Raw genomic sequence first — 19,409 nt, 5'->3', positions numbered from 1 at the left:
GACCCGACTCAGGGCCGCGACGGCGCATCGCCTCCCTCCGACGCAGCGTCCGGTGGCGCCTGCGCGTCTTCTTCATCACGGGATTCGGGTGGTGCCGCCATCACGTCAGGGTCCTCGCGCGACACGGGCGCGGCCGACCCGCGCAGATGCTCCAGCAGGCCATCAATGTTTTCCAGATGGATACTGGTGCGCGGCACGGCCAGATCAAAACCCTCCTCATCCATGCGCCGCTTGAGACGCAGATTGAACTCGCGGGCCACTTCCCACTGCATGACCGGTGCCGTGCGAAAGCGGGCCCGCACGATGGCCGAGCCTTCGGTAAAGCTCTCCACGCCCTGCATCTCGAGCGCCGACCAGATCTTGAAGCGAAACAGCGGATCATTGCGCATTCCGCCGGCGGTCTCCTCGATCATCTCGATGGCCCGGTCGATGGTCATGCGCTGAGGCACGCGCACCCGGAACATGGCGTAGCCGAACTCGCGCGAGTAGTTCTGCACTGCCTTGATCTGACTAAAGGGCACCGAGTGGACGATGCCGTCCAGATCGCGCAGGCGAATGGTGCGCAGACTAAGCTTTTCGACCGTGCCCAGGTTGCCGCCCACATCGACGAAATCATCGATGGCCAGGGTGTCCTCCACCAGAATGAAGATGCCGGTAATCAGATCCTGCACCAGCGTCTGGGCACCAAAACCCACTGCCAGACCGATGACACCGGCACCGGCCAGCAGCGGTGTCACGTTCACACCCAGATTGGCCAGCGCCACGATCGAGCCGATCACCACGATGGTGACAAACACCACGTTGCGCATCAGCGGCGTGATGGTCTCGGCCCGTGCCCGGCGCGCCCGCCCGCGCTGGGAGCGCGACGTTGAGGTCATGGCGCGGTGGATCGCCGTATCGGTAAGAATCCAGACCAGCCAGCAGACCAGCACCGTCAGGCCGATACTGAACAGAGGCTGCGCGATACGCTCGCCCACCCCGCCGGTTCGCCCGAGGTTCAATATCGAAAAGCCCCAGGTCTGTGCGGCGCATTCGGCGAAGATGACCCAGCACCCCAGATGCGCCAGCACATAGCCAAATCGCGTCAGACGGCGGGTATAAAGCGACCGCCGCGGGCGCTGGCGTACCTGCTGGCTGCTGCGTCGCAAAAGGCCGGTCACGATCAGCGTCACGATCATGAGCGCGGCCGTCAAAAGCGCCCGGGCAAACACCGAGCGCACATCGCCGCTGTAGGTCAGGATGGCCAGCAGCGAGGCGGCCACGATCAAAAGCGCCGGGATATGCCAGACCCTGCCCAGCACCTGAATCAGATCACTGACCGCGCCCCCCTGCTGACGCTGGCTCAGCGGCCGATTGCGGATCAGATGTCGGATCGGGCGACGAAAGCGCACCACGAAAAAGCCGGTCAGTACGACCGCCGTGATGTTGACCACCTCGGCACTGAAGCCGGCCAGATCACTGCCGAGCGCCTCGGTGAGCAGGGTTGCGTTAAGGGCGTCGCCCAAAGCGGCCACGCTGCCGATATAGAAAAGCGGCCACGCCGCCTGCTGTCGCAGCAGGCGCAGCGCCGTGCGGCGATGCCCCCAGGAGAACAGCGAGAAAACAACCTCGCAGACCGAGGCGAACACCATGCCACAAAGCGCCGCCCAGCCAAGCGTGGTCGCCAGGGTCATGCCGGGTGTGGGGCCCATGCGAAAGGTGATCGCAAGCGTACCGGCAAAGGCGACACCCATGGGCAGAAGCCGTCGCAGACAGTAGCGCATCAGTACCACGGCGGTGGGCTGTTCGGGCAGGCGCAGTGCCACCCCATAGTGCTTGCCCACGGCGCGGATCAACGCATAAAGCAGCACCCCTGCAATCAATTGCACTGCCAGCGTGATCAAAAAGTCGCGCAGCAGTATCCAGCGACTGCCGTGCTCGCCAAAGCGCTCGGACAGATCATCCAGCGCACTGTCGGCATTGTGCTGCCAGCTCTGGACCAGACTTCGCCCCTCGCCCTCCTGGCCGGTGACCTCCTCGAAGGTGGCTGCAAGCGCCCCCAGAAGGCCACGCCCTGTGGCGCCCGGCGGTCCCTGCGCGTCGTCGCTGTCGATACGGGCCTGGCTTGCCTCCCTGAGATCCCGCAGCCCCTGCAACAGCGAATCGCGCTGCTCACTGTTTTCAAGCGTCGAGATCAGTTGATCGAGCGAGTCACGAATCTGTTCGGGAGAGGCCTGCTCGCTGCTGCCAGAACCGTCGCCGCTGCCGGACCCCAGTCCGGCAAGCTCGGCGGCCGAGCCATGGGCCTGTGGCACCGCCGCCAACAAAATCAGCATCAGTGTGAATATTGCGCCCAGTCGGCGCATGGCTGTCAGCGGCCAAAGCCCTGTTATCGCCTGCATTGCCTGATAGTCCTTTCGATCCAACCGGCAGGCAGCGTGACCTGGTCGGGCCCGGCTCACAAGTGGCGGGCATCAATGGCGGTGACAACAACACGGTTCGCCGCCATTTCCTTCACCCGACAAACGCCCCTCAAGGGCAGTCGCGACCAAAAAGCGGCACACCGGGGCCGGTCAGACCGGAAAACGGTTGAAAAAATATTGACGCTGGCCCATCATACCCGGCCATTAAATTTGGCTGACCAACATCTTTCCGGAGCGCGCCATGAAAGCAGGCATCCATCCCAAGTACCGCACGGTGATCTTTCACGACACCAATGCCGATACACACTTCAAGATTCGTTCGACAGTAAGCACTGGCGAGACCATCGAATTTGAAGGCGAGACCTATCCGCTGGTACGTCTGGATATTTCCTCTGCATCGCACCCCTTCTATACCGGCCAGCAGCGTCAGGCCAGCTCTGAAGGTCGTGCAGCACAGTTCCGTCGTCGCTTTGGCAACTTCGGTACGCGCAACAACGCAGAGTAAGACCCCGGGCGCGCTTCGCCCGTGTCATACGGCCTCGTTCGAGCCGATATTTCGAACACTGCAGCGCTCCTGTATGCCCGAAAGGCTTTCTTTCGGGCGTCAGGGCTGCCCTGCCCGACCCCGCACGACCAGCATCTCTCCCCGTCAGACCCCTTGTGACATAAATCAGGCTGAATCACGTATCCGGGCATGAACCTGCCATGGACGCTATTGTCTTATTATCAGCCATTTTGATTCAGCCACTACCCGTGAGGAGTGTTTACATGGCAGATCAAAGTTATAACGCCGCCTGGCGCATGGCCGAAGAGATGAAGGCACGCGCGCGAGGAGCACAGCCCTCCCGCCAGCCCGGCGCCCTGAAAATGCTGGGTGCGTGGATGATCTTCGGTATTCTCCTGATGCTTGGCAGCGTACTGGCCCTGTTCTTTATTCTGCTGGGCTGGGCCATGATGCCGCTGGTGCGCCACCGCATGAAAAAACAGGCAGGCCAGCAGGGCCAAACCTGGCAGGGCCATACCGCAGCGTCTGACGGTCACGCCACGCTGGAAGGTGAATACGAGATTCGCCGCGACGCTCAAAAGCGCTGATCGACACTGTTTTGTCACTTAAAAAGCCGGCTCAGCCGGCTTTTTTGATGCCCCTGCCCCGTGACGCACTCTGCCGCCCTTGAATTGCCGCTGACACGACCCGATGTCCTACATAATGAGCCTGCTAATGATATGCTGGCGGCAGTGCTTTCCCGTGATTTTCAGAGGCCACCATGTCCCTACTTGCCAATACCCGCCTGTCCGTACTGGATCTGGCGCCCGTGCGTCAGGGCGGCGCCATCGCCGAGACGTTCGATAATACGGTGACGCTGGCGCGTCATGCCGAGTCGCTGGGCTTTCACCGTTTCTGGCTGGCTGAACACCACAATGCAGCCGGTATCGCCAGCGCCGCCACCTCGGTGCTGATCGGTCATGTGGCGGGCGCCACCTCAACCATCAGGGTCGGTTCCGGCGGCATCATGCTGCCCAATCATCCGCCGCTGATAGTGGCCGAGCAGTTCGGTACGCTGGCCACCCTCTACCCCGACCGTATCGATCTGGGTCTGGGCCGCGCGCCCGGCACCGATGGCGCCACCATTGCCGCCCTGGGCCGCAATCCGCAAAGCGGTGTGAGCGATTTCCCGCAGCAGGTGGCAGAGCTTTCCCGCTATCTGGGCGATGAGCAGGCCGGTCAGCGCGTCAGTGCGTGGCCGGGCCAGGGCACCCACGTACCGCTCTGGCTTCTGGGCTCCAGCGGCTACAGCGCTCAGCTCGCCGCACACCTGGGACTGCCGTTTGCCTTTGCCGGGCAGTTCGCGCCGGGCTACATGATGGAGGCGCTGCGGCTGTATCGCACCAATTTCCAGCCCTCCAGCGTGCTTGATGCCCCCTATGCCATGGTCGGCATTCCGGTGGTTGCTGCAGACAGCGATGAAGAGGCGCAGTATCAGGCCACGACCCAGCAGCAGAAGTTTTTGTCGCTGATCCGCGGCCGTCGTATCCAGCTGGCGCCGCCGGTACGCGAAATGGACTGGAGCCCGCACGAGCAGGCCGCCATCGCCAACAACCTGGGCGCCTCCATCGTGGGTGGACCGGACACCGTTCGCCGTGAGCTCGAAGCCTTTATCGAACGCACGGGCGCCGATGAGGTAATGATCAACTCGGACTTTTATGAGCACGCCGACCGGCTGCGCAGCTACGAGATTCTTGCCGATCTTCGGTCGGGCCGACGCTAAGCGACCCGACCGAATCCGTGTGCGTCAGGCCGGTGTGCCTGACGCCCCCGCTTTCTCCCGGGCCGCCAGCGCCCGGTTGATCATGAACACCATCACCGCGATACCCGCACCCGCCAGGTCAGTCCAGAGCCCCGGGAAGATCAGCATCAGCGCGCCCGCCAGAGACAGCAGTCTCATGGCCATGTTAACCCGCGTCCATAGATAGCCCTCGGCGGCGATGGCCAGCAGCGTCACGCCTGCCACACTGGTCACCAGCACCATCAGGATATTGGTGATCGTGGAATCGATCATCAGCATTTCATGGGCAAACACGAACATGAAGGGCACCACGAATCCGGCAATCGCCAGCTTCATGGCCTGAAAGCCCGTGGCATTGGGCGAGCCGCCGCTGATACCGGCGCCGGCATAGGCGGCCAGCGCCACCGGCGGGGTAAGGTTGGCAAAGATGCCGAAATAGAACACAAACATGTGCGCCACGAACACGGCCGTCTCATTACTGCCCGAAAGCTCACGAAACAGCGGCAGGTTGAGCAGAATCGGCGCGGCCATGGTGCTGGTGATGATATAGGTCGGAATGCTGGGCAGCCCCATGCCCAGCACGATGGAAGCCAGCATGGTCAGAAGCAGCGTGACCATCAGCTGCAGGGTCGGACTCGGGATCTGTGAGCCCAGCGCCACCACGGCATCGGCCGCCTCCAGCGCGATGCCGGTCAGTGTGGCGACCCCCACGATGATGCCTACCGCCCCGCAGGCCACGGCCACCGGAATGGCGTTGCGAATGCCGCCTTCCATGGCATCGACGCAGTCGCGCGCGGTCATGGTTTCGGCCACGATACCCTTGCTGGCACGCAGCGCGTTGATGATGACCGGTACCGCAATCACCGCCAGCAGCCAGAGCCGCTCTGTGGCAATGGCCGGCATCCCCCGCCCCATGATCAGCCCTTCCAGCTGTGGCTGAAAAATCAGTGCCAGAAGAATCAGCGACACCCCGATCACCACGCGGCGTGTGCCGCAGATCAGCACTGTGGCACCGATCGACCAGAAGGCGGCAAAAAACGGTGCGCGCCCGTCAGCCAGCAGCCAGATCAATACCGCCATGGGCACCAGTAGATGCCCGCGCTCGACCATGACGGCCCGCACCGGCGAAAGCTGATCGCGCGGGATTCCCTTTAGACCGTTGCGCAGGGCGCGCAGATGTACCTGGATCAGCACGCCCAGATAAAAAAGCAGCGCCGGGATGATGCCGGCCATCATGACCTGGGTATAAGGCACCGACAGCACCTCGGCCATGATAAACGCCGCCGCGCCCATGATCGGCGGCAGGATCTGCCCGCCCACGCTGGCGGCCGCTTCCACGGCGCCGGCAAAGTTGGCCTTGTAGCCGGTCCGTTTCATCAGCGGGATGGTAAAGGCGCCGGTGGTGACCACGTTGGCAATTGCCGAGCCGTTGATCGAGCCCAGAAACCCGCTGGCAATGACGGCCACCTTGGCCGGCCCGCCGCGGGAATGACCCGCCACCGCCAGCGCCAGATCGTTAAAGAGCTGACCCAGCCCCGACTTGCCCAGAAAGGCCCCAAAGAGAATGAACAAAATGATATAGCTGGCCGATACGGCAATCGCCGAGCCCAGCAGGCCTTCGGTGATGTAAACCAGATGCGACATCAGCTGGCGGCCGATCGCCATCAAAATATTCGGATTGAGTTCGGGGTAAAAGGAGAGTCTGGCGTAGATGCCATAGGCCAGAAAGGCCGTGGCCAGCAGTGTCAGCCCCCAGCCGGTCACACGCCGAGTGGCGTCCAGCACCAGCAGGATGGCCACGATGCCGATCACCATGTCCAGATCCGTGATGCGCCCGGCGGCCAGGATAATTCGCTGGGTGGACACAATCATGTAAATCCCGATGCCCAGTGCCAGCAGTGCCAGGATTACATCGCGAATCGGTACGCGGTCGCGCGCACCCTTGCGAGTAAAGGGATAGAGCACAAAGGCCAGGGCCATCAGCGTATAGAGGTGAATGCTGCGCTGCTGAATATCGATCAGCGGCCCGGCCGTCGAGGTATAAAGATGAAAGAGGGCCAGCGCCACGCCCAGCCACGTTACGACTCGGGCGAAATGGCGCGGCAGACTGTGACGTATGGCGCTTTCGCGGTCATATTTTTCCAGCAGTGCCGGGTCCAGCGCAGCGCTGTCGTCCCTGCCTGCCAGGCCACCGGTCAGCTCGGCGCCGTCATGCTTGTCACCCGAAGCGTCACGGCTATCCGCTTTTGTGTTCATGCTGTTGTCTCCGTACTGACCCGGGGCCCAGCTACTCCCCGGTCATCCGGTACCACCAGGGGCGCCACAGGGCGCCCATGACCATCACGGGTGGCAGCCGTTGTTGTTGGAATCTCAGGACAGGCGCCGCCCCGAGCGCGGCCAGATCGAAGCAGTACCCGCCATATGCCATGCGATAGTGTTCCCGGGCGGCGGCCTGAACCAGCAGAGGGTCTACCGGGCGATCGATGTCATCCAGTACAACCCAGCCCTTTTCGACATGGCTGGCACGGCCGATATCCGGCACGCCGGCCCCGAAGGTCTTGAAGCGGCTGCGCACCACGCGAATCCCGCCCCGGGACAGCTCAAAGGTTTCGATCCAGTCCTCACGCTCTACCGAATGCTGCCAGCGCAACGAAAAGCGTGTGCCATCATCACCGGAAAACACATAGCGCCGCTCAAGCGTGTCTTCGCCGGTCAGTTCGCTGACCACCAGCCAGGACCGGGGCCAGCAGAACACCAGCACGACGACAAGCGCGTACAATACAAGCCATCCGTGACGACGCCGCACGCGCTCGCTCAGGTCGCGTCGCTGTCTGCGTCGCTACCCTCGGCGTCGTTTTGCGCCGCACTTGCCTCGCGACTGTCGTAATAACGCTGCGCACCGGGATGCACCGGCAGGACCAGATCCTGATCCAGCGTATCGGCGCCTACCTCACGCAGGGCACCCACGGCCACCTGACCGGAACCGAGATACTCGTCAAAGCGACGCGCCAGTTCTTCGGCCACATCGTCACGCATGCTGGCCGGGGCGATCAGAAGGTTGCGGATGGCCACGGTGTTGACCGGCTCGGAGAGGTTATAGCGCTCGGCAGCATTGGCCGGAATGGTGTAGCTCTGATAGTAGGGGTAGTCGTCCATCAGCGTCCGGGCGATATCGCCGTCGATGTTGACGAACTTGATGTCCCGACTCTGCATCAGCCCGGTGATGTTGCTGTTGGGAACGCCCGAGGTGAAAAAGGCGGCATCCAGATTGCCGTTGCTCATTTCGGTGACGCTGTCGGCATAACCGGTATGACTGACGCGCGCCAGATCGTCGTACTCGAGACCGGCAGAGGACAGGGCGATTCTGGCGCTGGCCTCTACGCCGGACCCCACCTGACCGACGCCGATACGCTTGCCGGCCATGTCTTCGATGCTGTCGATACCGCTATTGCCAAGCGCCACGACCTGCACCACGTTGGGATACAGCCCGGCGATGGCGGTAATGTCGGCGGCATTGCCTTCAAACTGGTTCTGACCGTTGACCGCGTCATAGGCCACATCGCTCATGACGATGGCCAGCTGATTCAGGCCGTCCTGAATATTCTGGATGTTCTGCACCGAGGCACCGGTGGAGACCACCTGGACGTTACGCACCAGCGGACTGGCTTCAAGCACGGACTTCAATGCACCGCCGAGCGCATAGTAGGCCCCCGAGGTGCCCCCGGTACCAAACACCACCTGAACGGGATCTGCTGTCGCCTCGCCTGCGTTGTTCTGGCGGTCGTCGCCCTCCTGCTGAGCGTTCTCGGCGCTGTCCGTCTGTTGATTGTCGCTGTCATCGCCGCAGCCGCCGAGCATCAGCAGGGCCAGCGAGGCCGCTATCAGTCCGCTTTTGTAATTCATGGTGTTTATCCCCTGATCCATTGGTCTCGTACGCTTTTGTTCATCGAGCGCTGTCGTGCGACGCCAATGTATACAGGGGCAAAGGCGTAATACAACGTGCCCAACACCTGACAGGCATTGGGCACGGCATCCATTGGTCGCATTGAAAAAATCAGAACTTCATGTCACGACCTCGATGCATTAATTCACGAAGTCGTCGATGAGCTCGGCCAGCCGCTGCGGCATTTCCATCGGCAGCAGGTGCCCGTGATTGGCAATCACCTCAAGGCGCGGTGAGGCGAACTGACCCAGTACCAGGGCCTTCTGGGTCTGCGGCGGCAATGAGGGGTCCCGGTCGCCTACAACGATCAGCGTCGGGCAGTCCAGCACCCCCACCTCGGCCGAGAAGTCTTCGCGGCTGCCGTGACGCGGCCAGGCCTGCCAGGCCTCGGGCGAGGCGCGCATGGCATCTTCCACGGCGTCACGATAGCGCGCCGGCGACAGGGGCTGTGCGATCGCACCATCGATAAAGGCCTCGGCCTGCTCACGGCCGTGATCAAAGGCCTGCTGAAACTCGCGCTCCTCGTCACTGACCGGCTGCGGACCGGCCGGTGCCGGCGCCACCAGCACCATTGAAACCAGCCATTTCGGGCGTCGGGCCGCCAGCACCATGGCCACCTTGCCGGAAAACGAGTGGCCTACCAATACAACTCGCTCAAGTCCCATTGCCTCGATGGTCTGTTCCACCTGGTCGGCCATGGCACGGGTATCGAATCCATCGCGGTCGGCGGCATCGCCAAATCCCGGCATATCCAGCGCAACGCAGCGATGCGCCGGTCCCAGATGTTCGATAACCTCCAGCCATTCGCGGTGGGAATTACCGAAAAAGTGCATCATGACCAGTGCGGTCTCGCCCCGGCCACGATCGATCAATGGCAGCATGTTGTCTCCCTGATACACGCATGAAATATTCATGCTGAGCATAGCTGGCGTTATTGCACATGACAGCGAGCGATTGTCGATGACCGCACAGGCATGTCTATACTGAGGCTCATGTCCGACAACTCCCGGTAATGCCGGTCCCCCCTCGAACGGTTATGGAGGATGCATACCCATGGATACCAGCGGTTATATTGTCGCCAGTGACAGCGCCATTATCGGCATTGGAGAAACGATCAACGAAGCGGCCGAACAGGCGCTCGAGTGGAGTGATGACTACGATGGCGTCGAGGCGCTGATCGCGGATATGGAAAGTGATCTTGAAAAGGCGCACGAGGAGGATGGCAAACCCTATGTGCGCCGTGCGACCGCAGCACTCATCGAGGCCGTCGAGAAAGGCGGGACCCCGGAGCAGTGGACCATCGTCGACAACGTGGCCTGTACCGCCGAGGAAGCCATAGAGCACAACAGCTAGGCCGTTTACCGGCGCTTCCCGGCGCCGCCCTACAGAAGCCGGCTGATACCCGGCATGCCACCCAGCCATTTCTGGGCCCGGGCCAGCAGAGTGCCGGGTTCCTTGTGCAATCGGTGCGTTTCGTTGTTCTCGTTCACGGTCAGCCAGGAGAGCTGACCCTGATCATCGCGCTCGACCTTGAAGCTGCTGGCCGGGCTCAACGCTCGTTCGATGACCTCGTCAAGTTCTGCCACCAACCCATCGTGCTCGACCCGTAGTCCCATCTCGTTGTTCCACCAGGTCGAGCGTGGATCGATATTGAAAGAACCGATAAAAAGTCTTTTATTGTCCATGACCATGGCCTTGCCATGCAGGCTGGAGGCCATGATGCCGAAATGGTGCTTGCGTCGCCGGCGCGGTTTGTAGCCGTGTCGCAACTCATGCATATGCGCGCCCTTTTCAAGATAGCGTTGCCGCCAGGGCGCATAGCCGCCGTTGACCACCGGGGTGTCACTGGCCTGCAGGGAGTTGGTTAATACGGTGACCTCCACTCCCCTGTCCAGTAGCGCTTCAATATCGATGACGTCACGCTCACTGGGCACAAAATAGGCCGAGACAATTTTGATGTGGTGCTGCGTCTGCGCCACTATCGCGCCCAGGGCAGGCCCCATGATCAGCTCGCGGGATGGGTAACCCGGCTGACAGGGCTTGTCGGGGTGATCCCAGTACAGTTCGCCGTCGGCCTGAACCAGCTCGCCCAGCCCCTCTTCCAGTGCCCGCTTCTCACCATGATGAATGGGCAAAAAGGCAGAGTCCGCCAGCTCCTCGCCGGACAGCTTGCGCTTGAGTTCATCACGCAGCGCCTGCCAGTCACGACCCGGGGTTTCCGGAACCAGAGAGGTCAGCGTGCGCACACAGTGACCGTGCCAGTATTGGCTGAAGCATTCGCGCATCTGCTCGGCAACGTGACCGTCTGCCACCAGCATGTCGAGGTCGGCGAAATTGTATTCGCTTTTGGTGATGAAATAGTCATCGCTGAGGTTGCGCCCGCCTGCGACCCCTACCACGCCATCCACCAGCCAGAGCTTGTTGTGCATGCGCCGATGCGACTGACGAATGGTCAGCCCCATGGCGAGTCGATGGCTCCAAGTATAGCGACGCCAAAAGGTTGCCGGGTTGAAAAGGCGCACGTCGATATTGGGGTGGGTCTGCATGGCACGCAGCATGCCCTGCACGCTGATGGCGCTCATGTCATCGACCAGCATCCTGACGCTGACGCCGCGCTCGGCGGCAGCCAGAAGCTCGGCCATCAACACCTGGGTGGTGGTGCCGTCCTCAAGGAGATAGCTCAGGCTGTCGATGCTGTATTCAGCGTAACGAGCCAGATGCGCACGCACTTCAAAGGCATCAAGACCATCGGACAGCAGGCGCATGCCGCTGCTGCTTTCCGAGGGCGGCCCGTACTGTTTCGCCCAGCGCGCCAGCGCACTGGAACTCATATCATTGGTCATGGAAGGACTCATGGTCACGTCGCTTGAGCGACCGATTGCGGTAATAGCGACGCAGCAGGGCGGCATAGAGCGCTGCCACGAGCATGGCCACCAGGACCAGGCCCTGGCACGGACGTTTCAGATGTTCAGGTAACAGGGTCTCAAAGAGCACGATCAGAATAAAGCCGATCATCTGGGTCGCAATGGCCAGGATACGAGGGGTATCACGACGTCGAGCGCGCAAAGAGCGGGAATCGGGCATGAAAATCACCGGCAACGACATGGATCAGAAAGCACCGCCGGGCATGCCGGCCGGTCCAAGTTTAACGCATGATGGAAAAAACGAATGGAACTCCTTGATAGCGCCATGACCGCCCTGTCCGCCGGGCAACTGTTCACGGCCTGCGCCACGATAACGCTGCTGGTCGCGCACCTCATCAGCCCCTTGGCACGCTCTGTCACAACGCGCTGGGCACTGGGGGCGCTGATTGTCTGGCCGGTCGGCGCCTGGCTGTGGTCATGGCCCTTTCAAAGCATGTCCCTTCGCACGCTACCATGGCCGGGAGACCATGGCACGGGCGTCGCCGCCGGTGGCCTCGCTGCCCTGTTGACCTGGACGGTGTGGTACTGCCGAAAGCGCCCCGTATCCAACAAAAGACTCTGCACGCTGATCATGATGGCAAGCGGGCTCTGGTGGGGGCTGGATCAGTGGCGATCAGAACTGTCTTCGCCGCTGCCCGACACCCTGCCTGCGCTGACGCTTGAATCGCTTGACGGTCATTCGGTGACGCCGACCGATGATACATCGCCGCGCTATCTTCTACTGTGGCGCAGCGACTGCCCACCCTGTCGGCAGTGGCTCGAAAGACTGGCCGGCCGGCCGGCGGACCATCGCCCGGCACTGGCGCTGATCAATCAGGGAGAGCCTCTTCTGGGCGTTATCCGCTATCTCGACCAGCATCCCGATCAGCAGCTCGAGCTGGAAAACACGGCACTGCTGCTGGACCCGCGCCAGCGCCTGCTGGCCCTTACCGGAAGCCAACGCCTGCCGGTGCTGCTGCACGTCGGGCCAGACAGGGCGCTGACGCGCGTTGATGATCTGTCTACCCTGTTTGCGGCACAGACGCCGTAACCCATGCCCACATCAACGTCCCGCCGGCCGTCTCTTTTGGTTAAGATAGGCACCCTTTCCAGGGGTCATGGCTGACGCCATGGCGCGCCGATGGCCCACGGCAGTTCATCTCCAGTCGATGACCGATCCAAATCTGTACCCGCGCGCCCGAGAGGCGATATTTTCGAGGCATCATGAGCAATTTTATTACCGGTCAACGCTTCATCAGTGACGGCGAAACCGAGCTGGGGCTTGGCACCATACTCAACTGCGATGCGCGCAGCGTGACGGTCCTGTTTGCCGCCAGCGATGAAACCCGAACCTACAGCGTGCGCGAAGCCCCTCTGACCCGCGTGGTGTTCGGGCGCGGCGACCGCATCGACACCGACGACGGCCAGGTTCTGGTGGTCAGCGAGCTGCGCGACGAGGGCGGCCGCATCACCTACATCGGCCGGGACGACAACGGCGAGCGCGAGCTTCCCGAATCGCGCATCAGCGATCGCATGCAGTTTCATCAGGCCCGCGACCGTCTACTGACCGGTCAGATCGATCGCAACGATGCCTTCAACCTTCGCTACCGCAGCCTTCAGCATCTGGCCCGCATCGAGCGCCACCCGGGCTTCGGCCTGTCCGGACCGCGTATCGATCTGATTCCCCATCAGCTCCACATTGCCGATGATATCGCCAGCCGCCGCCTGCCGCGTGTCCTGCTGGCCGACGAAGTCGGTCTTGGCAAGACCATTGAAGCGGGGCTGGTGCTGCATCGCCTGCTGCTGACCCAGCGCGTCGAGCGCGCCCTGATTCTGGTCCCGGACAGCCTGACACATCAGTGGCTGGTCGAGCTTTTGCGCCGTTTCTCCATCGAGGTCACCCTGCTTGACGAGCAGCAAAGCCAGGCGCGCGGCGGCGACGGCAATCCGTTTGAATCCGCGCAGCTGGTGCTGGCCAGCCAGCAGTGGCTTTTTGCCAATCCCGAGCGTCAGAGTCAGGCACAGGCCTGTGCCTGGGACATGCTGATTGTGGACGAAGCCCAGCATCTCGAATGGGACCCGGAAACCGGTGGTGACGCTGGCTATCAGTGCGTCGAGGCGCTGGCCACCCAGCGTACCGGGCTGCTGCTTTTGAGCGCCACGCCGGAGCAGATGGGCGACGTCAGCCACTTTGCTCGCCTGCGCCTTCTGGACCCCGAGCGCTATCACGACATTGACGCCTTTCGCGCCGAGCAGCGCGGTCACGCAACGCTTGCCAAGGCGATCGAGGCTCTTGAGCAGCTGCCGTCACAGGCGCAGCACCGTGACACCCTGCACGCCATCATCGAAGACGACCCGCAGGCGCTGACCCTGCTGGAGAATCTGATGCAGCCCGGCAGCGATGAACAGCTCTCGCTGCGGGAATCCCTGCGCCGCGTGCTGCTCGACCGCTACGGCATCGGCCGGGTCATGTTTCGCAACAGCCGCCGCCACGTCAGCGGCTTCCCGGTGCGCCGCCTGCACGTCAGCGAGCTGGAAAACCCGGGCGCCTATCGCCGTATCGAGCAGCGCATCCATCGCGATGAGGACTATCTGGACAGTCTTTTGATCGAAACCGGGCTGGACTATCCAGAGATCCTGCTTTATCCCGAGGCCACCTTTGAGGCGCGCCGGCAGGAGACTCAGGACGATGACCGCTGGTGGCGCTTCGACCCGCGCATGACCTGGCTTCGTGAGTGGCTCAAGGCCCATCCCGGCGAGAAGGCGCTATTGATCTGCCACTACGGCGAAACCGCCCGCGAGCTGGCCGCCGGTCTGCAGGTCCTGACCGGCCTGCATGTCCCGGTCTTTCATGAAAACATGACGCTGATCGAGCGCGACCGTGCCGCCGCCGCCTTTGCCGAGGCCGAGGATGGCAGCCCACTGTTGATCTGCTCTGAAATCGGCTCTGAAGGGCGCAACTTCCAGTTTTGCCATCACCTGATCATGTTTGATCTGCCGCCCCACCCTGATCAGCTGGAACAGCGCATCGGACGTCTGGACCGTATCGGCCAGCAGCACGATGTCGAGATTCACCTGCCGGTCATGGACGGCAGCCCGAACGCTGCCCTGCTGCGCTGGTATCAGGAAGCGCTGGCGGCCTTTGAGGCGCCCAGCGGTCTGGGCAGCGTGATCAGCGATGCCCAGGGCGATGCCCTGTTTGATGCATTGCTGGACGAAGAAGCACTTGAAGAGGTCATCGAGGCCTCGCGCGCTCTGGCAGTACAGACGCGCCAGGAGCGTGAGGCCGGGCGCGACCGCCTGCTGGGCTGGAGTTCGTTTGATGCTCACCATGCCAGCGAGATGATCGAAGCCGTCCAGTCGCTTGATGATGATGCAACGCTTGATCGCTATCTCGACCAGGCACTGGACGTGTTCGGCATCGACACCCGGGAAACGGACGAAGGTCTGACCTATCTGCATCCGGGGTCTCACATGGTCGACGGCATGCCCGGACTGATCCGTGGCGAGGAAGGCTTTACCGCCACCCGCTCGCGAGCGCGCGCCCTGGCACGCGATGACCTTCAGCGTCTGTCCTGGGAGCACCCACTGGTACGCGAAATGCTCTCCCGGGCCACCAACGAGAGCATGGGCAATACGGCACTGGCACTGCTGGCCCATCCGTCCATTCCGGGCGGGCGCTTCATGCTGGAAGCCATTTTCCGTACGCGCACCAGTGCGCCGAAGGCGCTGCACGTCAATCGCTTTTTCCCGCCTGCCACGGTACGCGTTCTGCTCGATGAATCGGGCCAGGTGCTCTCTGACAAGGTCTCCTTCGGGGGGCTGGCGAAGAACCTGCGCCACGTTAAAAAAGGCGTGGCCCGCAACCTGATCCGGGAACGTCAGCAGCAGCTGCGCGAGCTTTTTGATCAGGCCGAACAGCAGGCCGAGGCAGAATTGCCGGCACTGGTGGATGAGGCACGGGGCCGGATGACGACCCAGCTGACAGAAGAAATCGATCGACTCGAGGCGCTGGCACAGCGCAACCCGGACGTGCGCGCCGAGGAGGTCGAGATGCTGCACCAGGAGCGCCTGGCCCTTGAAGAGGCCATCGCCGGCACCCGTTTGCAGCTTGATGCCGTGCGCGTGATCGTGACCGTCGACCCGCAGTAGCGCGGGTCGTACGTGGTGGCTGAAGTCGCGCCGCTCAGGCGGCGCGACGCTCGATGGCGGTCAGCGCCTTTTCAAGGGTCGGGTAGTCAAACTGGAAACCGGCCGCCTCGAGTCTTGCCGGCACCATGCGTGCCCCGGTCAACAGCAGCTGCGACATTTCTCCCAGCCCCATCGATATCACGCCCCCCGGCACGACAAAGGGGGCCGGCCGATTCAGACTGGCCGCCAGCGTGCGGGTGAATTCCGCGTTGGTCACGGGCTGTGGCGCGCCGGCATTCCACGCGCCCTGTATGCCGTCATGCTGGAGCAGAAAGTCGATAATGCGCACCAGATCGTGGCGGTGAATCCAGGGCATGTACTGCCGCCCCTTCCCGAGCCGCCCGCCCACGCCCAGGCGAAACATGGGTCGCATGGGCTTGAGCATGCCGCCATCACGGTCCAGCACCAGTCCGATACGAATGCAGGCCACCGGCATTTGATCCGTGGCCAGTTGCTGCGCTTCTTCTTCCCATTCCCGACAGAGCCTGTGGGCGAACTCATCGTGAGGTGAGGTCTGCTCGGTGACTTCCCGACTGCCCTGATCACCGTAATAACCCATTGCCGAGCCCGAGATCAGCCTTCCCGGCGGCTGCTCCAGACGCTGGCACAGCTCGCCGACATCGCGTGTGGCCTTCACGCGTGACTCGATCAGCTTTTTCTTTTGAGCCTCGCTCCAGCGGCGGTTAAAGATGGGCTCGCCGGCCAGATTGACCACCGCATCCACCTGCTGATCGGCAAAATCGACCGCCGCGGCGCGGGCCATGACGGGGACACCGATGGTGGCATGGGTCTTGTCGGGCTGACGCGACACCACCATCAGCGTGTGTCCCTTTTCATGCCAGTAACGACAAAGCGCCTGGCCGACAAACCCGGTTGCTCCGGTAATTACTATATTCACGTCACTCTCCCCGCCTGATTCATGGAGATCGCGCCGACCGGCATGGCCGATGGTCAAAATCCGAACCGGACCGTTTTGACGTCGACGCGCTTCTGGTACATATAACGTACAAGATTTATTCGGATCACGCCCGATGGCGCCAAAGACGCCGGGACTGAACCCCTTCAGACAATTTGAGGCTTTCGTGGACTTCTTGCACAATATAGCCATCGCTGGCGCCGGCATGGCCGGGCTGGCAGCCGCCCGGGCACTGCAGCAGACAGGAAGGAATGTACAAATTTTTGACAAGGGGCGGCGGCCGGGCGGTCGCATGTCATCACGCTGCAACGCTCATGGCCTGTTCGATCTGGGGGCCCAGTATTTCACCGTTCGCGATCCCGATTTCGCCCGGGTCGTTGCGGATTTCGAACAGCGAGGCATCGTTGCGCAGTGGCCACAGGCCGTGGCGCATGGAGAAAACGGGCAGTGGCAGGTGCGCCATCCCGAGCATCCCCGCTATTCGGGTCGGCCCTCCATGGCTGCACTGACCGATGCCATGGCCGAACCGCTGACCCTGCATCAAAACGTGCGCGTTACCTCCCTGACACGCGAGCCGTCCGGATGGGTGCTCAAGGATCAAAACGGCCACTCTTGGGGAGTATTTGACCATGTCATCGTGGCCCTGCCGGCGCCCCAGGTGGCTGAGTTGCTGGGCAACGACGCAGCCTCCCGATGGGCCCTGCCCGGGATGTCCTCGTGCTGGAGTACGTGGATACACCTTGATGCCCCGTTGAGCATGCCGGCAGGCATCGATACCTGGCACGGCGCCCTGCTTGATGACTCGCCTGTGCTGCGCTGGGCGGCGCGTCAGCAGACTCACCCGGGACAGCAGGACGGCGAGCGCGTGACGCTTCTGGCACACGATGACTGGTCTGATCGACACCTTGAAAAGGCCCCTGCCCAAGTAGCCGACGAGATGGTGAGTGCCTTTCGAAGCTGTTATCCCCGGGCGCTTCCCGATATCAGGGCACAGGGTGCCCATCGATGGCGTTACGCCCAGCCACGCCGACCGATCGATGATCCCGCCGGCTATTTGATCGACCGGTCGCAGGGGCTGTCACTTTGTGGCGACTGGTGCATCGATGGCCGTGTCGAGGCGGCCTGGCAGTCGGGCACCCGCCTTGCTCGGGCCCTATGCCACCCATGAACGCCGGCCGCTGAAAATGGCTGCCCGCTTCAATATTTTGCTGACTCAGGATGAAACCGACATGACAACTGCACTGATCGTACTGGCTCACGGCTCCACGGACAGCCGCTGGCAGGCCCCCTTTGAAACCCTGGAACAGCGCCTCAAGGAACGCATGTCCTCTCCGGTGCGTCTGGCCTACATGGAGCTTTGTGATCCGCTGCTTGAAACGGTAGTACAGGAGCTGCATGCCGACGGGTTTGACAGCATCGATATTCTGCCGCTCTTTTTTGCCGCCGGCCGTCATCTGCGCGAAGACGTGCCGGCACAGCTGGACGCGCTGCGGCGAGACACCCCCGAACTCTCTCTCACCCTTCTGGACCCGGTAGGCCAGCATCCGTCATTTGCAGACGTCGTGGTATCAATCGTGGCAGAGAATCAGCGTGACAGCAGTTGTACAAAGTGAAGTTTGACGTACAACACCTGTGCAAATACTGCTACACTTCAGTTCTACACAGGTTAAATTTATTTGTTCGACCCTGATGGCCAGCGCAATCATGCATACAGGTCGAATAGCTCATTTTCGCAACGTGGACACCTGATACCGTGTTTCCACGTTCCTGCCAGCAGGAACTGCGAAGGAGGCTCTCTTTTACCATGACTGAGAAAGTGGCAAATGCAGTCGGCGGACCGCTCTATCCCATTAGAGAGGTATCACGCCTGACCGGCGTCAATTCGGTAACGCTGCGTGCGTGGGAACGCCGTTATGGGCTGATTCAGCCAAGACGTACTCCAAAGGGGCATCGCCTCTATGCCCGTGAAGACATCGAGCGGGTCGAGCGCATTCTGCAGTGGCTCAACCGCGGCGTGCCCGTAAGCCAGGTCGGCGAGCTGCTCGATCAGGCTTCAAGCGAGACGGCAACTGAAGAAAGCAGTGACCGGTCTTTGGGCACCGAAGAAACGGCACCGGACCATGACTGGGAAGGTCAGCGCCTTGAAGTCATCGATGCTGTTGCCGAATTCGATACCAATCGGCTTGAAAACCTTTTCACCCGAAGCATGGGACTGTATCCGGTCAATACGGCCATTTCACGTCTCTGGCAGCCGGTGGTAGAGCGTCTGGAAGATGTCTGGGCAGATCATGCCACGCCCACGGCACAACGCTGCTTTCTGGAATCGTTTCTGAGAACCCGACTGGGTCTGCGGCTTTATCATGGCAACCATGAAAATACCGAACCCCGCATTCTGATGAGCTATCTACCCGGCGGCTGTGGCGCACTCTGGCAATTATTGTTTGCCTTTACAGCCAGCAGCGCCGGATTTTACATCACACTGTTTGATGGCCCTGTCCCGGTCGGCGAGCTTATCGAAGCGGCCCGCAAAAAGGACGCTCAAACCATCGTCTTGTCCGGTGCCATGGAAGCCGATATCGAAGGTCTTCGTCGCCAGCTCTCACAGGCTGCCTATCAGGGCGTTTTGCCCATCCGCGTTGCAGGGTCGGTCACGCGACAGTTGCACAACATGGATGAAAACAATCTTGGCGCGCTGGACAACGACCCGGCCCGCGCCATCGCACAGCTGAGACTGGCCACTGCTCGTCACGGCTGATGGCGACACCGCCA

The 19,409-nt window shown here is 61.9% G+C and carries 17 protein-coding genes; 9 read left to right on the top strand and 8 right to left on the bottom strand.

The window, feature by feature from the left end:
- Positions 1 to 8 precede the first annotated feature (8 nt).
- Entirely contained in the window at positions 9 to 2,381 is a 2,373-nt protein-coding gene (locus ACXMYO_RS00395) for a mechanosensitive ion channel family protein (protein ID WP_457807451.1), read from the bottom strand.
- Between the two features lie 262 nt (positions 2,382 to 2,643).
- Between ACXMYO_RS00395 and ACXMYO_RS00390 the strand changes: the two genes are divergently transcribed.
- The 3 genes from ACXMYO_RS00390 (at position 2,644) to ACXMYO_RS00380 (ending at position 4,669) form a co-directional block, all read left to right on the top strand.
- Positions 2,644 to 2,907, top strand: a complete 264-nt coding sequence (locus ACXMYO_RS00390; protein WP_438766029.1) for a type B 50S ribosomal protein L31 — start codon at positions 2,644 to 2,646, stop codon at positions 2,905 to 2,907.
- A 263-nt stretch (positions 2,908 to 3,170) separates the two neighbouring features.
- A complete protein-coding gene (locus ACXMYO_RS00385) occupies positions 3,171 to 3,494 on the top strand; it encodes a hypothetical protein (protein ID WP_438766028.1) in 324 nt (107 codons plus the stop codon).
- Between the two features lie 173 nt (positions 3,495 to 3,667).
- Entirely contained in the window at positions 3,668 to 4,669 is a 1,002-nt protein-coding gene (locus ACXMYO_RS00380; RefSeq protein WP_457807450.1) for an LLM class flavin-dependent oxidoreductase, read from the top strand.
- Between the two features lie 24 nt (positions 4,670 to 4,693).
- Here the strand turns inward: ACXMYO_RS00380 and ACXMYO_RS00375 are convergent, their stop codons facing one another.
- The 4 genes from ACXMYO_RS00375 to ACXMYO_RS00360 form a co-directional block, all read right to left on the bottom strand.
- Positions 4,694 to 6,943: a TRAP transporter fused permease subunit gene (locus tag ACXMYO_RS00375; RefSeq protein WP_438766025.1), complete on the bottom strand. Its 2,250-nt coding sequence runs from the start codon at positions 6,941 to 6,943 to the stop codon at positions 4,694 to 4,696.
- A gap of 31 nt (positions 6,944 to 6,974) precedes the next feature.
- On the bottom strand, positions 6,975 to 7,466 hold the full coding sequence (locus ACXMYO_RS00370; RefSeq protein ID WP_457807449.1) for a DUF1850 domain-containing protein: 492 nt from the start codon (positions 7,464 to 7,466) through the stop codon (positions 6,975 to 6,977).
- A gap of 35 nt (positions 7,467 to 7,501) precedes the next feature.
- Positions 7,502 to 8,590 carry a TAXI family TRAP transporter solute-binding subunit gene (locus ACXMYO_RS00365; RefSeq protein WP_457807448.1) on the bottom strand — a complete coding sequence of 363 codons (1,089 nt, stop codon included), beginning with the start codon at positions 8,588 to 8,590 and terminating at the stop codon, positions 7,502 to 7,504.
- A gap of 180 nt (positions 8,591 to 8,770) precedes the next feature.
- Positions 8,771 to 9,511: an alpha/beta fold hydrolase gene (locus tag ACXMYO_RS00360; protein WP_457807447.1), complete on the bottom strand. Its 741-nt coding sequence runs from the start codon at positions 9,509 to 9,511 to the stop codon at positions 8,771 to 8,773.
- 172 nt (positions 9,512 to 9,683) lie between these two features.
- On the opposite strand from ACXMYO_RS00360, the gene ACXMYO_RS00355 reads away from it, so the two are divergent.
- Complete coding sequence (locus ACXMYO_RS00355; RefSeq protein WP_438766021.1) at positions 9,684 to 9,983, top strand: hypothetical protein; 300 nt, start codon at positions 9,684 to 9,686, stop codon at positions 9,981 to 9,983.
- 29 nt (positions 9,984 to 10,012) lie between these two features.
- On the opposite strand, the gene ACXMYO_RS00350 is transcribed toward ACXMYO_RS00355, so the two are convergent.
- Together ACXMYO_RS00350 and ACXMYO_RS00345 are read right to left on the bottom strand one after the other, a co-directional pair.
- A complete protein-coding gene (locus tag ACXMYO_RS00350) occupies positions 10,013 to 11,473 on the bottom strand; it encodes a phospholipase D-like domain-containing protein (RefSeq protein ID WP_457807446.1) in 1,461 nt (486 codons plus the stop codon).
- Complete coding sequence (locus tag ACXMYO_RS00345) at positions 11,463 to 11,714, bottom strand: hypothetical protein (RefSeq protein WP_438766018.1); 252 nt, start codon at positions 11,712 to 11,714, stop codon at positions 11,463 to 11,465. Before ACXMYO_RS00345 ends, ACXMYO_RS00350 begins: the two co-directional genes overlap by 11 nt.
- Positions 11,715 to 11,798: 84 nt before the next feature.
- Here ACXMYO_RS00345 and ACXMYO_RS00340 point away from each other — a divergent pair, with 84 nt between their 5' ends.
- Together ACXMYO_RS00340 and rapA are read left to right on the top strand one after the other, a co-directional pair.
- A complete protein-coding gene (locus ACXMYO_RS00340; protein WP_457807445.1) occupies positions 11,799 to 12,584 on the top strand; it encodes a hypothetical protein in 786 nt (261 codons plus the stop codon).
- A 173-nt stretch (positions 12,585 to 12,757) separates the two neighbouring features.
- Complete coding sequence (gene rapA, locus ACXMYO_RS00335) at positions 12,758 to 15,685, top strand: RNA polymerase-associated protein RapA (protein ID WP_457807444.1); 2,928 nt, start codon at positions 12,758 to 12,760, stop codon at positions 15,683 to 15,685.
- Between the two features lie 34 nt (positions 15,686 to 15,719).
- On the opposite strand, the gene ACXMYO_RS00330 is transcribed toward rapA, so the two are convergent.
- Positions 15,720 to 16,622: a TIGR01777 family oxidoreductase gene (locus tag ACXMYO_RS00330; protein WP_457807443.1), complete on the bottom strand. Its 903-nt coding sequence runs from the start codon at positions 16,620 to 16,622 to the stop codon at positions 15,720 to 15,722.
- Positions 16,623 to 16,755: 133 nt separating this feature from the next.
- Between ACXMYO_RS00330 and ACXMYO_RS00325 the strand changes: the two genes are divergently transcribed.
- The 3 genes from ACXMYO_RS00325 (at position 16,756) to ACXMYO_RS00315 (ending at position 19,395) form a co-directional block, all read left to right on the top strand.
- Complete coding sequence (locus ACXMYO_RS00325) at positions 16,756 to 17,808, top strand: NAD(P)/FAD-dependent oxidoreductase (RefSeq protein WP_457807442.1); 1,053 nt, start codon at positions 16,756 to 16,758, stop codon at positions 17,806 to 17,808.
- 61 nt (positions 17,809 to 17,869) lie between these two features.
- A complete protein-coding gene (locus tag ACXMYO_RS00320) occupies positions 17,870 to 18,253 on the top strand; it encodes a sirohydrochlorin chelatase (RefSeq protein WP_457807441.1) in 384 nt (127 codons plus the stop codon).
- Positions 18,254 to 18,444: 191 nt separating this feature from the next.
- Positions 18,445 to 19,395: a MerR family transcriptional regulator gene (locus tag ACXMYO_RS00315; protein ID WP_438766008.1), complete on the top strand. Its 951-nt coding sequence runs from the start codon at positions 18,445 to 18,447 to the stop codon at positions 19,393 to 19,395.
- The last annotated feature ends 14 nt before the right edge of the window (positions 19,396 to 19,409 follow it).

This window comes from Kushneria sp. EE4, assembly GCF_977968315.1.
The sequence above is the reverse complement of the archived record's forward strand: the minus strand, read 5'-3'. Positions and strand labels throughout refer to the sequence as shown.